14 protein-coding genes are annotated in these 17,831 nt (G+C 62.1%); 7 read left to right on the top strand and 7 right to left on the bottom strand.

Annotation, left to right across the window (positions count from 1 at the left end):
- The first annotated feature begins 74 nt into the window (after window positions 1–74).
- Window positions 75–1,361 (top strand): ATP-binding protein, encoded by a 1,287-nt coding sequence (locus VOI21_RS07120; RefSeq protein WP_323769095.1) that lies wholly within the window; start codon window positions 75–77, stop codon window positions 1,359–1,361.
- Here VOI21_RS07120 and ccmE read toward each other — a convergent pair.
- Window positions 1,358–1,807, bottom strand: a complete 450-nt coding sequence (gene ccmE, locus VOI21_RS07125; protein WP_323769096.1) for a cytochrome c maturation protein CcmE — start codon at window positions 1,805–1,807, stop codon at window positions 1,358–1,360. The two genes, VOI21_RS07120 and ccmE, sit on opposite strands and share 4 nt — an antisense overlap.
- 204 nt (window positions 1,808–2,011) lie before the next feature.
- Window positions 2,012–3,040 (bottom strand): N-acetyl-gamma-glutamyl-phosphate reductase, encoded by a 1,029-nt coding sequence (gene argC, locus VOI21_RS07130; protein ID WP_323769097.1) that lies wholly within the window; start codon window positions 3,038–3,040, stop codon window positions 2,012–2,014.
- A 239-nt stretch (window positions 3,041–3,279) separates the two neighbouring features.
- Here argC and VOI21_RS07135 point away from each other — a divergent pair, with 239 nt between their 5' ends.
- Together VOI21_RS07135 and VOI21_RS07140 are read left to right on the top strand one after the other, a co-directional pair.
- Complete coding sequence (locus tag VOI21_RS07135) at window positions 3,280–4,026, top strand: DUF3592 domain-containing protein (protein ID WP_323769098.1); 747 nt, start codon at window positions 3,280–3,282, stop codon at window positions 4,024–4,026.
- A gap of 6 nt (window positions 4,027–4,032) precedes the next feature.
- The gene (locus VOI21_RS07140) at window positions 4,033–4,674 is read left to right on the top strand and encodes a hypothetical protein (RefSeq protein ID WP_323769099.1); all 642 of its coding nucleotides are present in this window, start codon (window positions 4,033–4,035) and stop codon (window positions 4,672–4,674) included.
- A 126-nt stretch (window positions 4,675–4,800) separates the two neighbouring features.
- Here the strand turns inward: VOI21_RS07140 and murI are convergent, their stop codons facing one another.
- From murI to VOI21_RS07155, 3 genes are all read right to left on the bottom strand, one after another.
- Window positions 4,801–5,613, bottom strand: a complete 813-nt coding sequence (gene murI, locus VOI21_RS07145; protein ID WP_323769100.1) for a glutamate racemase — start codon at window positions 5,611–5,613, stop codon at window positions 4,801–4,803.
- 34 nt (window positions 5,614–5,647) lie between these two features.
- Window positions 5,648–6,544: a lysophospholipid acyltransferase family protein gene (locus tag VOI21_RS07150; protein WP_323769101.1), complete on the bottom strand. Its 897-nt coding sequence runs from the start codon at window positions 6,542–6,544 to the stop codon at window positions 5,648–5,650.
- A 115-nt stretch (window positions 6,545–6,659) separates the two neighbouring features.
- The gene (locus VOI21_RS07155) at window positions 6,660–10,076 is read right to left on the bottom strand and encodes an indolepyruvate ferredoxin oxidoreductase family protein (protein WP_323769102.1); all 3,417 of its coding nucleotides are present in this window, start codon (window positions 10,074–10,076) and stop codon (window positions 6,660–6,662) included.
- Window positions 10,077–10,241: 165 nt separating this feature from the next.
- Between VOI21_RS07155 and VOI21_RS07160 the strand changes: the two genes are divergently transcribed.
- The 3 genes from VOI21_RS07160 (at window position 10,242) to VOI21_RS07170 (ending at window position 14,710) form a co-directional block, all read left to right on the top strand.
- The gene (locus tag VOI21_RS07160; protein ID WP_323769103.1) at window positions 10,242–11,147 is read left to right on the top strand and encodes a LysR family transcriptional regulator; all 906 of its coding nucleotides are present in this window, start codon (window positions 10,242–10,244) and stop codon (window positions 11,145–11,147) included.
- A gap of 645 nt (window positions 11,148–11,792) precedes the next feature.
- Entirely contained in the window at window positions 11,793–13,952 is a 2,160-nt protein-coding gene (gene purL / locus VOI21_RS07165) for a phosphoribosylformylglycinamidine synthase subunit PurL (protein ID WP_323769104.1), read from the top strand.
- 71 nt (window positions 13,953–14,023) lie between these two features.
- A complete protein-coding gene (locus tag VOI21_RS07170) occupies window positions 14,024–14,710 on the top strand; it encodes a M48 family metalloprotease (protein WP_323769105.1) in 687 nt (228 codons plus the stop codon).
- A 4-nt stretch (window positions 14,711–14,714) separates the two neighbouring features.
- Here VOI21_RS07170 and VOI21_RS07175 read toward each other — a convergent pair whose 3' ends face one another.
- Both VOI21_RS07175 and VOI21_RS07180 read right to left on the bottom strand, forming a co-directional pair.
- On the bottom strand, window positions 14,715–15,863 hold the full coding sequence (locus VOI21_RS07175) for a hypothetical protein (RefSeq protein WP_323769106.1): 1,149 nt from the start codon (window positions 15,861–15,863) through the stop codon (window positions 14,715–14,717).
- A gap of 4 nt (window positions 15,864–15,867) precedes the next feature.
- Window positions 15,868–16,647, bottom strand: coding sequence for an SDR family oxidoreductase (locus VOI21_RS07180; protein ID WP_323769107.1), 780 nt, complete (start codon window positions 16,645–16,647; stop codon window positions 15,868–15,870).
- A 133-nt stretch (window positions 16,648–16,780) separates the two neighbouring features.
- Between VOI21_RS07180 and VOI21_RS07185 the strand changes: the two genes are divergently transcribed.
- Entirely contained in the window at window positions 16,781–17,791 is a 1,011-nt protein-coding gene (locus tag VOI21_RS07185) for a Hint domain-containing protein (RefSeq protein ID WP_323769108.1), read from the top strand.
- The last annotated feature ends 40 nt before the right edge of the window (window positions 17,792–17,831 follow it).

Here is a 17,831-nt window from a genome sequence, read left to right on the forward strand (position 1 = left end):
ATCCTAAAGGCGACGCGCAGAACAACATGGCCGGGTCACAGACTCAAAATGGTTTCGCAACCAGACTTGCCGATATGCGCCGTGCAGAATACGGGGCCTGCGGCGAGACAATTGTGCGCTATGTTTTCATGGTTGCCTTCGTGGTCGTGCTGTCTCTGGGCATGAACAGTCGTCTCGCGCTGGGTTGGGGTGCTCTCAACGCGCTGCTCGAAGTCGGTATGGCGGTGTTGCTCATCCGCAAAGAGTTTGGCGCGCCACTGCTGCGCTATGCGGCTGCGCTCACGGTCTACGGCCTGTCCGAAATCTGCTTCATGTCCTTGCCGCTCTACCTTGTAGTAGCTGACTTTTCTCCTGACCTGACCTTTGCCGGTGCGGTGGGTCTGGTCGGACTGGCGCTATATACGCTTCAGCGGCCACACCGGGAATTGGGGTTGGTGATCGTCGATTGCTGCACCGTCACCGCCTTGACGTTTGCCGTGATCCTGACCCTGCGTCCCCGGCTGGACAACGCGCTGGAGATCGCCACCGTGGGCGTCGTGGCCCTTGCCGTTCTGGGCTACTACGTCAGCGCGCAGGTATCGGGCTGGAAACTCCAGACTGAACTGCGTACGGCGCGCAGGCGCGCAGCCTCGGCGCAACAGGCGCGCACGTTGGGCCAGTTTGTCGGTGGCGTGGCGCATGAGTTCAACAACGATCTGACCGTGATCCTTGGCAATCTCGATCTGTTTGAGACGCTTGAAGACCCCGCAGACCGCGCCGCCGCCATTCACGAAAGCCGGACAGCCGCAGCGCGCGCGGCGCTGACCGTGCAACATCTCATGGCCGCGAGCGGGCGTATTCGGCTCTCGCCTGCAAACGTGCCGATGGAAGGCCTGCTCTTCGATCTTGGCGAGGCTCTGACCGATACATTGAAGCCCGACATGACGGTCGAGGTGATGCCCCCTGACGAGTCGCTTGTGGCGCGGATCGACAGCGCCGCGCTGCGCTCTTGTGTGATCCAACTGGGCCTGAACGCGCAAGAGGCCACAGGCGGCACCGGCCATATCCGTATCCGGACGGAACGGCGCGCCACAATCGGAGAGCTTGACCCGACGCCGGATGCGCCGCCGCCCTACGTCGTTCTGATTATCGAGGATGACGGCCCCGGTGTCAGCGATGATGCCCTGCCTCTGCTGGCAGAGCCGTTCTATTCGACAAAGCCACCGAACGAAGGTCGCGGGCTGGGCCTGTCGGCGGTGGCCGGATTCATCCGCCAGTCCGGCGGTGGACTCAAGCTTGAGAACGCCCCGGGCGGCGGGTTGCGTGTGATCCTCTATTTCCCCGAAACAGGTGGGGAAGACGCTGCTACAACAGGCGCTTAGCTGTCGGGTTCCTGATAGACGCCCTGCGCTTTCAGCGCATCGACAACCTCTTTGGGCATATAGGTCTCATCGTGCTTGGCGAGGATTTCCGAGGCCTCAAAGACCCCGTCGATATAGCGTCCGGTGCCGACCATGCCCTGATTTTCCTCGAACAGATCGGGCAACACGCCGGTGTAGACCACCGGTACGGTCGCGCCGCCATCGGTCACGCTAAAGCGGATCTGTTCGCCGTCTCCCCGGATCAACGATCCCTCTTCCACCAGACCGCCGATGCGGAACACCTCTGCCGGTGACGGCGGTTCATCCATCACCTGACTGGGGGAGCGGAAAAAGTTGATCCCGTCCCGCATCGCGTAGCCGATCAAGACCGTCGACACGACCAAGGCGACGGTGGCCAGGGCAACAATCTGGACACGGCGTTTTTTCTTGAGGGATTTCAGGGCCATGAGGACTCTCTTTCAGCGCGCCGGCAGGTGTTTTTGGAAATATAGTGAACTCCGCACAAGTTGGGGAGGGGCAAGCGCAATTTGCCGCGCCCCAACCGGCGGAACCCCGTCACTTTAATGGGGCTTTCAGGGGGCGTCGCCCCCTGATGGCCTGCGCGGCCTGAACGCAAACTGACCTGTGCGCGCAAGGCGCGCTCTGCTGGATCAGGGGAAACAAGGGGCCAGCATCAGACCTGCGGTCTCGTCCTCGCCCAGCATCAGGTTTGCGTTCTGCAATGCCTGTCCAGAACTGCCTTTGGTCAGGTTGTCCAGCGCCGCCACCACAAGGGCCCGCCCGGGACGCCGGTCCCCGGCCACGCCGATGTGGCAGAAGTTCGAACCGCGCACATGATGGGTCGACGGCGTCTCGCCAAACGGCAGGACGTGGATGAAAGGCTCATCCGCATAGGCCGCGCTCAGCGCCGCGAAAACCGCCTGTGGGTCGCCCCGCAGATAGGCGGTGGCAAGGATGCCCCGGTTGAACGGCCCCAGATGCGGAGTGAACTGGATCTGCACATCCCGCCCCGCAAGGGCCGAAAACTCCTGATCGAACTCCCCCAGATGCCGGTGCGTGCTGCCGACCGCATAGGCGTTGGTGCCCTCGCTCAGCTCTGCGTGCAGCAGGTTTTCCTTCAGCGACCGCCCCGCCCCGCTGACCCCGCATTGCAAATCAAGGATGATCTCATCAAGGTCGATCACCCCGCCGGTGATCAGCGGCCGCAGGATATACTGTCCCGTCGCCGCGTTGCATCCGGTTCCGGCCACCAGCCGCGCGGCGCGGATATCGTCGCGGTAGAACTCGGTCAGGCCGTAAACAGCCTCTTTCTGGGTCTCCACAGCCGCGTGCGCATTCCCGTACCATTTTTCATAGGCCGCCGGATCGCGCAACCGGAAATCCGCCGACAGATCGACGACCTTCACTGTTTTGGGCAGTTGAGAGATCACCTCCTGGCTTGTCTTGTGCGGCAGGGCGCAGAAACAAAGATCAATCTCGTCAAAGTCGATTTGCTCCCATGTCACCAGATCGGGCAGGTCAAGGTGGCGCAGATGCGGAAAGACCTGCGCCATGCTTTGCCCTGCCTTGGAGTTGGCGGCCAAGGCTTTGATCTGAAACGAAGGGTGCGTGGCCAGTAGCCGGATCAGCTCGGCACCAGTGTAACCGGATGCGCCGATGATGGCGATAGAATGAGTCATGGGATCACCTGAATGCGGGGGGCGCGCGGGGCAACACGCGCAGGTTTGGGCATGGAAAGAGAGGACAGCCGCCGGTCATCGGGCGGCAGGCGGATCATCGTCGCAGGCGTCGGGCGCAATTGGCGAACATGAAAAGGCTCCTCTGGATATTGGCTATAAACGCCCCTCTTGCCGCGATCAATCACGAAAACCGGAACAGGCATCTTGATCGCGCGCGCCGCCCTCGCCAATATGCCGACATGGCAAAGGTGGCAGGCGATACTCCGGTTCCCCTCTGGCGGCTCTTCTGGCGGATGGGCGGCTGGATAACGCTTATCTTCCTCGTTTTTCTGGGGTTCATGACGCTGTTCAGCGTGCTCTCCCTGAACCTTGCCAATCGCTTTGACAGCGAGGGTCGTGAAACCGCCGCCGAGGTGCTGGACAAATATAAGACCGTCACCACCGACAGCGACGGGGATCGCGAAACCACATATTATTTTGTTCTGCAGTACGACACGCAGCGCGGCGATACGGTCGAAATCACCCGGTCGGTCGGGACGGACATCTACTGGCGTACCGATCCGGGAGAGCGGATACCCGTCTGGTATCTGGAAAGCGAACCCGACAGGATCGAGGTCAGCCGGGGTGAAAACCGCAGTGCATCCGTGATCACGCAATGGATTGCGTTGGTGTTTGGCATCGCGGCGCTGGTGGCCATGTGGTTCCCGGCACGTTGGGCGGTCGCGGCGGTGCGCGCACGGCGCTACGGTGCCCGTGAGACCGCACAGATCACCGGCACCAAGGCGACCAACTACCGCGTCAACAACCGCCATCGCTATCGCCTGACGTGGAAAGAACAAAGCGGGCGCATCGGCGAAAGCCTTGCCTACAAGGAAGAACAGCTGGACGGCTATCGGCCCGGTGACAAGATCACCGTCTATCAGGGCATCAAGCGCGCATGGTGGTCAGGCGACGTGGGCGAACGGCCCGGTTCCACCGATGGCTAAGACCGCGTGACCTGGCTGCAATCGCTGTTTGAGGGCGATTCCAAAAGCGTGACCGGCGCGCTGCTCTTGCTTGCGATCACCTCTCTGGTTGGTGTTCTGGGCTGGCTGAGCAAGGTCATCTTTCAGACCGTCGCCGACTGGCGACAACGGCGACGCGACACTGACGACCGGCAGGAACATCTTGAAGAAGTATTGGTCGATATCCTGATCCACGCCGATTTCGATGACCGCAGCGTGGCGGGCATCATCGACCCTCGCCGCATCACCGCATTGAAGGACCAGATCGATTCCGGCCCTTCGGACTATCGCCCGTTTGTGCCGCCAGAGGCCCCCGACCCGACCTTTGCCGACTATCGCGGCGTGCGGCGACGGCTGGAGATCGAACTGATGGTGGCCTGCGACCGATTCTTTGACAATTCGCAGCTGTTCCACGGCTATTACGCGCATCTGGCGACGGATGAATTCGCCGCGCTCAGCTCAGAGCGCAAGAAACAGGCGCTGGATACGCTGGTTGCCTTGGGGGAAAAGGTGCAGGCGGATTATCAGCGGCTGTCGACGGCGATGGAAACCGCGCCAGAGGCGCAGTCGGTTTATTGCAAGGTGATGGGGGCTTTACCGCCCCGTCAGGACATTTGGCCAAACGCGTAGGCCGGTGCCCAAGACGGCACCGGGTCAGACGATCGGGGGAAGTGGTCCGTTCATAGACATGATCTGATCTCCTTCGCCTCTTGATATAGGCAAACCGCATCGAAAAATCAATCGGGGCATCCCGGCTCAGGCTGCCTCGAAACTGATCTTGCGGCGCAGGAACTGGGTGGCATTCTGCGAAACCTTGACCGGATTTCCGGTGGTCAGAAAGCCGCTTTCGGTGCCAGACCCATACATACCGGGGTGCCGTCCCAGATAGTCGGCCAAAGCATCGGCTACCAGATTGGCCTGCGAGTAAACCTTGACCCCGCTTCCCAGAGCATCCTGAAAGATCTCCTGCATCAGCGGGTAATGCGTGCAGCCAAGAATGGCGGCCTCCGGGTCGGGCATCTTGCGCTTTAGCGCGTCCACATGGCTGCGCACCAGCGCCTCGGCCAGGATCATGTCACCTTCTTCGATGGCATCGACAAGCCCGCCGCAGGCCTGCGCCTCGACATCGACGCCGATGGCGCGAAAGGCCAGTTCGCGCTGAAACGCGCGGCTGCGCACCGTGGCAGGCGTGGCAAACAGCGCCACATGTTTGACCGCCACCTCACGTGGGGGGCTGTTGTCGCCCCATTGCCGTTCGGTCAGTGCCTCGATCAGCGGCACAAACACCCCCAGCACCCGCTTGTCCGAGGGAATCCAGCTTTCCTGCATCCGCCGCAGTGCAGCCGCACTTGCCGTATTGCAGGCGAGGATCACAAGGTCACAGCCCGCGTCCCACAGGCGCTCAACCGCAGCGGTGGTCAGGTTGTACACGTCATCGGCGTCCCGCACCCCGTAAGGCGCGTGTTTGTTGTCGCCGAAATAGACAAACGGCACCTCCGGCAGACGCCGCGACACCGCGTCAAGAACCGTCAGCCCGCCAAGCCCACTGTCGAAAATACCAACCGCCATTTGCGCCCCGCTCTGACCCTGTGGCGCGCGTCTGTCAGTGGCGCGCCTTCAGCTTGTCCTTGTGCCTCTCTTCGAACTCGAACCCGTAGTCATAAGACTTCAGGGGAGTCGGAGACAGGTCATACGTCGCTTTGCGCAGGAAATCCATCATCGCCCGCGCGTCTTTTGAGCGCGCGTCGATCTCTGTCGGCGGGATCGGGTTTCCGATGCAGACCCGCACGGGTGTATCCACCCGCTTGCGGAATTCTTTGATCAGCAGGCCCAGACGTAGCGTGGTATGCAGATGGCTGGCCAGTTGGAACAACCGCGAGGTGTGCCCGTCAAAGTAGATCGGCACCACCGTCGCGTTGGATTTGGCGATCAACCGCGCCGTAAAGGTGCGCCAGCCCGGGTCCATCGGCCGCCCAAACGGCTTTTCCGCCGTGGCCACCGTGCCACCGGGAAAGATACCGATACATCCGCCCTGCCCCAGATAGGTCATCGCCTCTTTTCGGGTGGCGATGTTCTGCTGCATCGCCTCTTTTGTCTCGTCAAAATTCACCGGCAGGATGATCTTGTTCAGCTCTTCGGCCTTGCGAAAGACGCTGTTGGCCAGAATGCGGAAATCGCCGCGTACGACCGACAGAATATGCCCCATAATCACACCATCAAGGATGCCATAAGGGTGGTTGGCGATGACGATCAACGGCCCGTCCTTGGGGATATTGTCAAGCGACCCGCCGATCACATCCAGACCCAGCCCGTAGCGTTCGACAATCACTTCCCAGAAATCGCGCCCCTGCGCGACCTCATCTTCATAGCCTTTGGCGCGTTTGATCAGGCTGATGCGCCCGGTGGCGTTTTCCATCAACCGGATCATGGCGCGGCCGCCGCGCGTGGTCGCCGAATAGCTGTACGAGATGTCACGGGCAATATGACGCCGACTGGGCATCTGCACTCAATCCTTTCCGGAACTTTGTGGCATTTTACTGCGGTTCACTCGTTCTGACCAGATTATGTGACATCCTGATGAAGCATTCGTGACCCCGCGCAGGGCGCGGTCTGGCTTATTCGGCGGCCTCCTTCAAGGGCGCACCGCCCTGACGAAGAACGGACAGCAGCTCCTCGCGCCGTTTGGCGGCCTTGGCCTCATTCGCGGCCTTGACCGGGCCGAACCCGCGAATTTGCAGCGGCAATTCGGCGAGTGCCAGCAATGCCTCCATCGTCTCGGGGCGCGCCTTGGGCAGCCATTCACCCATGTCGGCCTCATACTGCGCGATCAGCGCGCGTTCCATGCGGCGTTCCTCGGTTCGGCCAAATGGGTCGAACGGCGTACCGCGCAGACGCTTCATCCGGGCCAGCAGGCGGAACCAGCGCAGCATCCCCTCGCCAAGGCGTTTCTTGACCGGGCGGCCATCGCTGCCGGTCTTCGACAGGATTGGCGGTGCAAGGTGAAAGGACATCTCGAAATCGCCCTCAAAGGTGTTTGCCGCCTTGTCGCGGGTGTCCAGAAGCAGGCGCGCCACCTCATATTCGTCCTTGTAGGCCAGCAGCTTATGATAGCTCTTGGCCACGGCCTCTTGCAGCCGGGTGTCCGAAATCCCGTCCACCATCTTGCGATAGCGTTTGGCCAACCCCTTGCCCTGATAGGCCACCAGATGATCGGCGCGGAAGGCAATCCGTTCTTCCAGTGTCTGCGGCAGGGTGACGACCTTGGGTGCCAGCACTGCCTTGGCGTCCTCGGGGTGGGTCACCGCCCAACGACCAATCTCGAAGGCGCGCAAGTTCCGGTCCACCGCCGCGCCATTTAGACCGACGGCCTGGCTGATCGCCTCATGCGACAGCGGAATCAGCCCCTGTTGCCACGCCGCGCCAAGGATCATCATGTTGGAAAAGATAGAGTCGCCCAGCGTCACCCGCGCCAAATCCGAAGCATCGAAAAACGCCACCCTGTCCTGAAGTCGCGCTTCAAGAGCCAGCCGTAACTGATAGGTTGGCAAGGTAAATTCGGTATTTCGGGTGAAGTCGCCGGTGATGATCTCATGGCTATTCACAACCCCGCCGGTGCGACCCGTGCTGGTCAGACCCAGTGTCTTGGCCCCGGCAGAAACCACCAGATCGCCGCCGATCAGCGCATGTGCCTCTCCGGTCGCGACGCGCACGGCAGAGATATCTTCAGGTTTGTCCGCAACTCGCAAGTGGATGTGCACCGCGCCACCCTTTTGCGCGAGGCCCGCCATTTCCATCATGGCAGCCCCCTTGCCGTCGATCTGCGCCGCCTGCGCCAGCACCGCGCCGATGGTGACAACGCCAGTACCGCCGACGCCGGTGATGACGATGTTATGGGTGCCGTCGATGGCAGGCAGAACCGGCGCGGGCAGGTCCGGCAGCTCCAGAGACGCCGTCGGAGCCTTTTTGACCTGCGCACCTTTCAAGGTTACGAACGACGGGCAAAACCCCTTGAGGCAAGAGAAATCCTTGTTGCAGGCGCTTTGATCGATGGCGCGTTTGCGGCCCAGTTCGGTTTCCTCGGGGACGATGGCGACGCAGTTGGACTGCACCCCGCAATCGCCGCAGCCTTCGCAGACATCGGTGTTGATGAACACGCGCTGATCCGGATCGGGGAAGCTGCCGCGCTTGCGGCGGCGGCGTTTCTCAGCCGCGCAGGTCTGCACATAGATGATGGCCGACACGCCTTCGACCTTGGACATGCGCTTTTGCACCGCGTCCAGTTCGGCGCGCTCAAAGGTCTCGACCCCGGACGGCAAGGCAGCAAGATTCACGTCTTCCTTTTCGTCATAAACCACGGCCAGCGCCTCGACCCCCATAGCCTTGACCTCGGCGGCGATGCGTTGCGGGGTCAGGCCGCCCTCGTTGGGCTGACCGCCGGTCATGGCGACGGCGTCGTTGAACAGGATCTTGTAGGTGATGTTGGTGCCAGCGGCAAGCGCGGCGCGGATCGCCTGAACACCTGAATGGTTATAAGTGCCGTCGCCAAGGTTCTGGAACACATGAGCCCGCTTGGAAAACGGCGCCTCGCCGATCCAGTTCGCACCCTCGGCCCCCATATGGGTAAAGCCGGTGGTTTCGCGATCCATCCATTGCACCATGTAGTGACAGCCGATGCCCGCATAGGCGCGGCTGCCCTCTGGCACTTTGGTGGACGAGTTGTGCGGACAGCCAGCGCAGAAATACGGCAGGCGCGCCGCGATCTCCGGCAGGTTGTCGGCGCGCGCCGCCTCGGCGATCTGCGCCAGCCCAGCCTTGATCCGGTCGGTGCCACGCCCTTCCTCGACCAGAATCTCGCCCAGCTTGCGGGCGATCCAAGTGGGGTCCAGCGCGCCGCGTGTCGGGAACAGTTCCTCGCGGTGCAACCCGCCTGCCCCGCCTTTGTACCAGCCATAGACCCGATACCGGTTGTCGTCGAACAGCGCCTCTTTGACCTGAATCTCGATCAGCTTGCGCTTTTCCTCGACGATAACGATCAGGTCCAGCCCGTCGGCCCAGTCGTGAAAGCCCCGCATGTCCAACGGGAAGGTCTGGCCGATCTTGTAGGTTGTAATGCCAAGGCGCTCTGCCTCGGCCTCATCGACACCCAGCAGCGCCAGCGCATGTTGCAGATCCAGCCAGTTCTTGCCCGCCGCGACAAAGCCGATCTTGGCGCCGGGTTTGCCCCACATGCGCTTGTCCATCTTGTTGGCATGGCTGAACGCCTCTGCCGCAAAGCGTTTGTAGTCGATCATGCGCGTCTCTTGCGCGTGGGGCGTATCGCCCAGACGGATGTTCAACCCGCCCTCAGGCATGTCGAACTCTGGCAGGACCAGTTGCACGCGGTCGGGGCGTCCATCGACAACCGCTGTCGCCTCGATCGTGTCCTTCATCGTCTTGAGCCCGACCCAAAGGCCGGAAAAGCGCGACAGCGCATACCCATAAAGCCCATAGTCGAGGATTTCCTGCACCCCCGCCGGAGAGACGACCGGCATATAGGCATCCACCAGCGCCCATTCGGACTGGTGCAGCACGGTCGAGGATTCGCCGGTGTGGTCGTCGCCCATGGCCATCAGCACGCCACCATTGGCTGAGGTGCCCGCCATGTTGGCGTGACGCATCGCGTCGCCAGAGCGGTCGATCCCCGGACCCTTGCCGTACCACAGGCCAAAAACGCCGTCGAACTTGCCCTCGCCACGCAGTTCCGCCTGCTGGCTGCCCCAGATCGCGGTGGCGGCCAGATCCTCGTTCAACCCTTCCTGAAAGGTGACGTCAGAGCCGCGCAACAGCTTTTCCGCGCGACGCATCTGTTGATCGACCGCCCCCAGCGGCGACCCGCGATAACCGGTGACATACCCGGCCGTATTCAGTCCCGCTGCCCGGTCGCGCGCCTTTTGCGTCAACATCAGACGGACCAAAGCCTGTGTCCCGTTCAGAAGAACCGTTGGCTTTTCCAGATCGAAACGATCGTTCAGGGAAATCTGATGCTGGCTCATGGCGCGCCTCCCAACGCAAAGATAGGTCGATTTGCGTGCAAATATAGGTCACAAATGCTGACCTGAACAGACAAATCTTTGTAGTTTTGCCCCGTCTGCCCCATAAGACGCTTAACAATATGATCTTGTCGTATAATGAGTTCCCGAGGAAACGAACTAGGCACCATGGACTGGGATAAGCTCAGAATATTTCACGCTGTTGCCGATGCAGGCAGCCTGACACATGCCGGCGACGCACTTCACCTGTCGCAGTCGGCGGTGTCACGTCAGATCCGTGCGCTCGAAGAATCACTGAACACCACGCTCTTTCACCGCCATGCGCGGGGGCTGATCCTGACTGAACAGGGCGAACTGCTGTTCGACGCCACCACCTCGATGATCAAACGGATCGACGCGGCGACCGCACGCATTCGCGACAGCGAGGAAGAGGTGTTCGGTGAACTGCGGGTGACCACCACCCACGGCTTCGGCGCGCTCTGGCTGGCCCCGCGCCTGTCGAAACTCTATGCCAAGTTCCCCGAGCTGAACATCGACCTGATGCTCGAAGAGCGCGTGCTTGACCTGCCCATGCGCGAGGCCGATGTGGCCATCCGCATGAAGGAACCCAGTCAGGCCGACCTGATCCGCAAGCGCCTGATGAGCATTCGGATGCGTCTTTACGCGTCACCGGATTATCTCGACGCGCATGGGGAACCGCATCAGCTTGAGGACATTCAGGGGCACCGGCTGATCTGTCAGAATCCAAATTCGGCACAGGTCTCGGCGGGCAAGGCGCTGGTTCAGCATCTGCTGAGCTTTGAGCCGCCCGCCACGCTGACCGTGAACAATTATTTCGGTGTGTTGCAGGCCGTGCTCTCCAACCTCGGGATTGGCGTGCTGCCTGACTACATCATCGAGGACTTCCCGCACGTGAAACGTGTGCTGCCGGAAGTGGAGTCGGTTGAGGTTCCAGTGTTCCTTGCCTATCCCGAAGAACTGAGACAATCCAAGCGTGTAGCCACCTTCAGAGATTTCGTACAAGAGGAAATCATGGCCCACCGGCGCCAGATCCGCGCCATGGCTGACGACTGAACACCCCTCCGATCGACCAATCCGGACTGTGGTATGCGCATCACGCATATCGGGAATGCTGCACATGCGGCGTGAAATGGCTTGATCGAGTCAGTTCTGATGACATATTTGGCACATGGACGATGAAACGCCCAATTGCGGATCATCTTTCATACCTCCCTGTTGGACTTCGGCCGAGCTTTGAGCTCGGCCTTTTTTTTGGCCATCCAACAAGCCGCCTATCAGCCACCACATCCTGTAGCGCCGTTTGCGGCAATGCCACCATGTATCCGGTGAACCCATCGACGTTCGCAGGGTTTGGATCGCCCGTGAACCTCTGACATATGGCTTCGCTTTGCGCTGAGGGTCTTTCCCGCTTGCTCAAGCCCCGTGCGACACGGGCAGAAAGTTGACTTCCCCACACCTTTGCCGAGAGTCTTACACAAGCAGTACGACAATACGATGTATTTACCACCAGCCGCGCAACGCGAATCCGGTGATCCACGATGGATTATTGTGCACTCGCGGCATGACACCCGTGCGACGCGCAGGATCATCCGGACCACAGCTGACGCTCGGAACCTCTGCGCTGACGGAATCCGCCCCCTTTTCCTGTACCGGCCCTTGGCGTAAAGACCCCTCGACAACGCAGACGGGGGATTGAGGATGCAGGAACCGGCCATCACCGAGGAATTGATCGAGGCACACGGGATCAAGCCCGATGAATACGCCCAGATCCTCCGCATCCTGAACCGGGAGCCCAGCTTTACCGAGCTGGGCATCTTCTCGGCCATGTGGAACGAACATTGTTCCTACAAGTCGTCCAAGCTGCACCTGCGCAAGCTGCCCACCACCGGCCCGCAGGTCATCTGCGGCCCCGGTGAGAACGCGGGCGTCGTGGACATTGGCGACGGTCAGGCGGTGGTCTTCAAGATGGAAAGCCACAACCACCCCTCCTACATCGAACCCTATCAGGGCGCGGCGACAGGCGTCGGCGGCATTCTGCGCGATGTCTTTACCATGGGCGCACGGCCCATCGCGGCGATGAACTCGCTGTCTTTCGGTGAAAAGGAACACCCCAAGACCCGCCAACTGGTGCATGGCGTGGTTGAGGGCGTCGGCGGCTACGGAAACGCCTTTGGCGTGCCGACCGTGGGCGGCGAAGTCCGCTTTCACCCCGCTTACAACGGCAACTGCCTTGTGAACGCCTTTGCGGCGGGCCTCGCGGATACGGACAAGATTTTCTACTCCGCAGCCAGCGGCGTCGGCCGCCCGGTGGTCTATCTGGGGGCCAAGACGGGCCGCGACGGCGTCGGCGGCGCAACCATGGCCAGCGCCGAATTTGACGAGAGCATCGAGGAAAAGCGCCCCACCGTTCAGGTCGGGGACCCCTTTACCGAAAAACGCCTGATGGAAGCGACGCTGGAACTGATGATGACCGGCGCGGTGATTTCCATTCAGGACATGGGGGCCGCAGGCCTGACCTGTTCGGCGGTGGAAATGGGCGACAAGGGCGGCCTTGGCATTCGCCTCGACCTTGAGAACGTGCCGCAGCGCGAAACCAACATGACCGCCTATGAGATGATGCTGTCGGAATCGCAGGAACGCATGTTGATGGTGCTGGACCCGTCGAAAGAGACGGAGGCCAAGGCCGTCTTTGACAAATGGGACCTCGATTTCGCCATCGTCGGGGAAACCATCGCCGAAGACCGCTTTCTCATCATGCACAACGGCACCTGCATGGCGGACCTGCCGCTGTCCAAGCTGTCCTCCTCTGCCCCCGAGTACGACCGCCCGTGGCAACCGACCGAAGAAGCCATGCCGCTGGAGGACGTGCCGCAGATTGATCCCATCGACGCGCTGCGCGCACTGGTGCAAAGCGCCAACTACTGTTCGCGCGCATGGGTCTATGAGCAATACGACAGTCAGGTCATGGCCGACACCATGCGCGTGCCCGGTTTCGGCGCGGGCGTGATCCGTGTCCATGGCACCGACAAGAAACTGGCCTTTACCAGCGACGTGACCCCCCGTTACGTGCGCGCCAACCCGGTCGAGGGCGGCAAACAGGCGGTGGCCGAGGCCTATCGCAACCTCTGCGCAGTGGGCGCGCTGCCTCTGGCCACCACCGACAACCTGAACTTTGGCAACCCCGAAAAACCCGAGATCATGGGCCAGTTCGTTGGCGCGCTAGACGGCATCGGTCAAGCCTGCATCGCGCTGGACATGCCGATCGTGTCGGGAAACGTGTCACTGTACAATGAAACCGACGGTCAGGGCATCCTGCCCACGCCGACCATCGGTGCCGTGGGTCTGATCGCGGCGGATGAAGAGCCGATCCTCGACTACGCCCGTGACGGCCACGTGGCGCTGCTGGTGGGCGAAACAAAGGGCCACTTGGGCCAGTCCGCCCTGCTGTATGAGGTATTCAACCGCGAAGACGGTGACGCGCCATCGGTCGATCTGGCCGCAGAAAAGGCAGCCGGAGAGTTTATCCGCAACAACCGAGCCTGGATCCGCTGCTGCACCGACCTGTCTGATGGCGGGCTGGCGCTGGCGGCCTTCGAGATGGCCGCCGCCTCTGGCGTGGGCGTCCAGATCGACAGCGACGACACCGCAACCCTTTTCGGTGAGGATCAGGGCCGCTATCTGATTTCCTGCAACTTCGACTCTGCCGAGGCGCTGATGATCGCCGCCGGTCAGGCCGGCGTGCATGTCACGTCCGTAGGCCGTTTCTCCGGCGATACGGTGCGCTTTGGCCGCTCTGAGGCCCCGCTTGCCGAATTGAAGGCGCAGTCCGAGGGCGCATTGGAATCGCTTTTCGGCTGACGCCGCGATAATCGGACAAACTCGGCACCGCGCGCCTTTCCTTGCGGGCGGTGCCGCCCCATATTCCTGTCATGTTCAAACTCACCCCGATCCTGCTCGCCATCGCTTATGGCCTTGTTTACTACCGTTTCTCCTCATGGCGGACGGCAAAGGAACTGGATCACAAGTCGACCGAACTGGCCGATCCCCGTCTCAAACGGCTGACCGACCGCATGGCAGAGGCGTTGGGACTTTCGCGCATCCGCGTGAACATCTATGAGATTGACCCGATCAACGGGCTGGCGGCCCCTGACGGGCGCATCTTCATCACCCGTGGATTTTATCGCAAATACCAACAGGGTGAAGTTTCCGCCGAGGAAATGGCCAGCGTGATCGCACATGAGCTGGGCCACGTCGCGTTGGGACATTCGCGGCGGCGGATGATTGATTTCTCCGGCCAGAACGCGCTGCGGACGGCCCTAGCCATGGTGCTCAGCCGCTTTCTGCCCGGCGTCGGGGTCATGATTGCTAACGGGCTGGCCTCACTGCTGGCGGCGCGTCTGTCGCGGTCGGACGAATATGAGGCGGACGCCTATGCAGCCGCCCTGCTGGTCAAGGCCGGGATTGGCGTGGGTCCGCAAAAGACCCTGTTCGGCAAGCTGGAAGACCTGACCAACAGCCGCTCTGGTGCTGTGCCTGCCTGGCTGATGTCGCACCCGAAGACGGTTGAGCGGATCAAGGCGCTGGAGGCGCTAGAGGCGCGCTGGGATCAGGCGTGACGCCTCAGCCCTGCGCGGGCAACAGGTCGAACGCGGCCTCTGCCACGTCCTGTCCGTTGACCTGCACGATCACCCCGTGCCGCCCCGGATGCAGCGTATAGGTGGTGGCATTGCCCTTTAATACATGGCGTTTGGTCAGCCGCAGGGGGTTGCCCGGAACCACCTTACCGGTCTTCAGCTTGAACACCTTTTCCGCCGTCCCCTTGGGCCGTACAAAGCGCAGCCGGTAATCCACCAGCACTGGCAACGCCTCATCGCCCTCCAGCACCACGGCGAACTCCAGCGCCTCGCCAATCCGCAGCGCCTTTGGCAGCGCCTCTATCCGCGCGGTGACATGGCCGGGGCGGTAGCCCAACAGGTCCAGCGCCCCCGGCTCCCCGCGTTTGACTGCGGTGCGCAGAGCGTGGCGCGTGATCCAATCCAGTTCTCGCGGGTCTTGCCGCTCCTGCCTTTGCCAATCGCGCAGCCGGTCCACCACCCTGTCCGGCATCACCTTTGACAGATCGTTCATATGGTTGGCCACCGACCGTGTAACATAGCGCGTCGGGTCACTGTGCAGCACATCCAGAAAGCGCAGCGGCACCGCCGGGTCCAGCGTGATGTTCGCCGCCCAAGGCAGGCGCGGGCGCGTCCCTTCACTCACCAACCGCCGCACATGATAGTTGTCGTCGCGCACCCAGTCGTCCAGCCGCGCCAGCGTTTGATCCGGCCAGCGATTCAGGAAGGGCCGGATGTAGAACTCCATCGAGAACCGTTTCGTGGCCTCATAGATCAGGTCCAGCGCGCGGTCCCGGTGCTCCTCCAACCCGTGCCGCACCGCCAGAATGCCCGGCACCGCGTGGATAAACCGCCCGAAGTCATCGTCCTTCAGCGAAGGGTCCAGCGGATCGGGCAATGCCGCCTCCAATGCCTCTGCCATTGCCGGAAAATCCACGGGCAATTGCGCCGCCACACAGTCCGCGATCCAGTCGAGCCGCTGGAGCAGCCCGCGCCCCTCCAGCCTCGCAAAGGCGTCTGCATGAAAGCGCGCGGTATCGAAGCCGGGCACCGCCGCGTAGTCCTGCGCGAGATCGCGCAAGGTACTTGCGTTAAACAGCTGGTCGGCAAGGGAAAACCCCGCGCCGCCGCCCTGCCCGTCGGGACCGCGCGCCATCCGCTTACATCGTCATGTTGCTGGCGCCGCCATCCAGCAGGATGTTCTGACCGACGATGAAGCCCGAATGCTGCGAACACAGGAACGCGCACATCTTGCCGAACTCCTCCGGCGTGCCGTAGCGTCCGGCGGGAATGGTGCTGAAACGCTCAATTCGCGCCTCATCCAATGTGATCCCCTTGGCCTTGACCACCGCCCCGTCCAGCGCATCAGCGCGGTCGGTGGCATGAATGCCGGGCAGCAGATTGTTGACGATCACGCCCTTGGGGGCCACCTGCCGCGAGGTGCCCGCGACATAGCCGGTCAGGCCGGTGCGGGCCGAGTTCGACAAGCCCAGCACACCCACAGGAGCCTTGACCGACACAGATGTGATATTGACCACGCGGCCCCAGCCCTTGTCGATCATCAGCGGCATCAGCGCCGTCATCAACGCGATCGGCGTCAGCATATTGGCGTCCAGCGCCTTGATGAAATCCTCACGTCCCCAGTCGGACCAAATGCCCGGAGGCGGACCGCCCGCATTGGTCACAAGGATATCGACGTCGCCCGCCGCGTCCAGCACCCGCGCGCGGCCCTCTTCGGACACGATGTCCGCCGCCACCGTCGTGATCGCGACCTGATACTTGTCCCGCAACTCCTGCGCCGCCGCCTCCAGCGCGTCGCTGCCGCGCGCGTTCATCACCAGATCGACGCCCGCCTCTGCCAGCGCCTCGGCGCAGCCGCGCCCCAAACCCTTGCTTGACGCGCAGACCAGCGCCCGCTTGCCACGAATACCCAGATCCATGTTCCGCTCCCTTTGGTATTGTTTTCCCTTTGCCGACAAAACGTCGGAGATACGACTATTTGAAGTCACATTGTGCTGGCATACAATGGTCAACCGCGGCTATCCAGACACCCATCCCAGTTGCGAAAGATCCATGCCCCAGACTGATCCCGCCCGCGCTACGCAAAGCCTGCAGGTTTACCGCGCAGATATGCTGCGGGTGGTGAACGGTGCCAACATGGGCGATGCCATTGGTTTTGCAGACGAACTTGTCCATGACGATGTCTATCGCCTGTCGCCTCTGGCCGCGTTGAAACCGTTGGGCGTGGTGACCGGGGCGAAACCGCCGTTCCGCGTCGCATCTGGCAGCGCGATGGGCAGCCCGGAAAACGATCTGCATCTGGATTGCTGCGTGACCTTCATGTCCGGCGACGGCCAGACGACAGAGGCGCTGGTGCTGGTCGAGGTGGACGCGGACGGCAATGCCGCCGAGGTCTACCTGCTGCCGCTGGCCCCGATGAACCCGCGCGCCGATTATGTGTTGGTCGGCGTCGATATCGAGGCCGCGCTGCCGCGCTATGCGCAGGTCGCCTGCGTGTCCTTCACCGCCGGGACCATGATCACCCTTGCCGATGGCGCACAGCGCGCGGTTGAGGCGCTGCGCGTCGGCGACCGCATCCTGACCCGCGACGACGGCCCACAGCCGATCCGCTGGCTTGGCCACCAGACGGCGCGCGCGGTGGGGGCTTTTGCGCCGATCTGCATCCGCGAAGGCGTGCTGAACAATACCCGCGATCTGCTGGTCTCTCCCGATCATAGGCTGTTCATCTATCAACGCCGCGACCATCTGGGCGCGGGTCGGTCTGAACTGCTGGTGCGCGCGCGGCACCTTGTGAACGGCGATACCGTGGCGCGGCGCAAGGGGGGCTTTGTCGACTACTACCAGATGCTGTTTGACACGCATCAGATCATCTATGCCGAGGGGATTGCAGCGGAATCCATGCTGGTCGACACCCGCACCCGCGCTGCCCTGCCCAAGGATCTGGAACTGTCGGACCTGCTGCCGGGCCACCGCCGCAGCGACCCCCGCGCGCTGGAGGTCGAGGAGCACCTGCTGGCACGCCCCGATGCGGCGGATGTGCTGCGCAAGTCGTCGGGCGGCTGAACGGGACAACCCGCGAGGCCTGCTGATCCGACATGCCAGA

The sequence above is a fragment of the Antarctobacter sp. genome (assembly GCF_034670325.1).
Taxonomy (GTDB): Bacteria; Pseudomonadota; Alphaproteobacteria; order Rhodobacterales; family Rhodobacteraceae; genus Antarctobacter.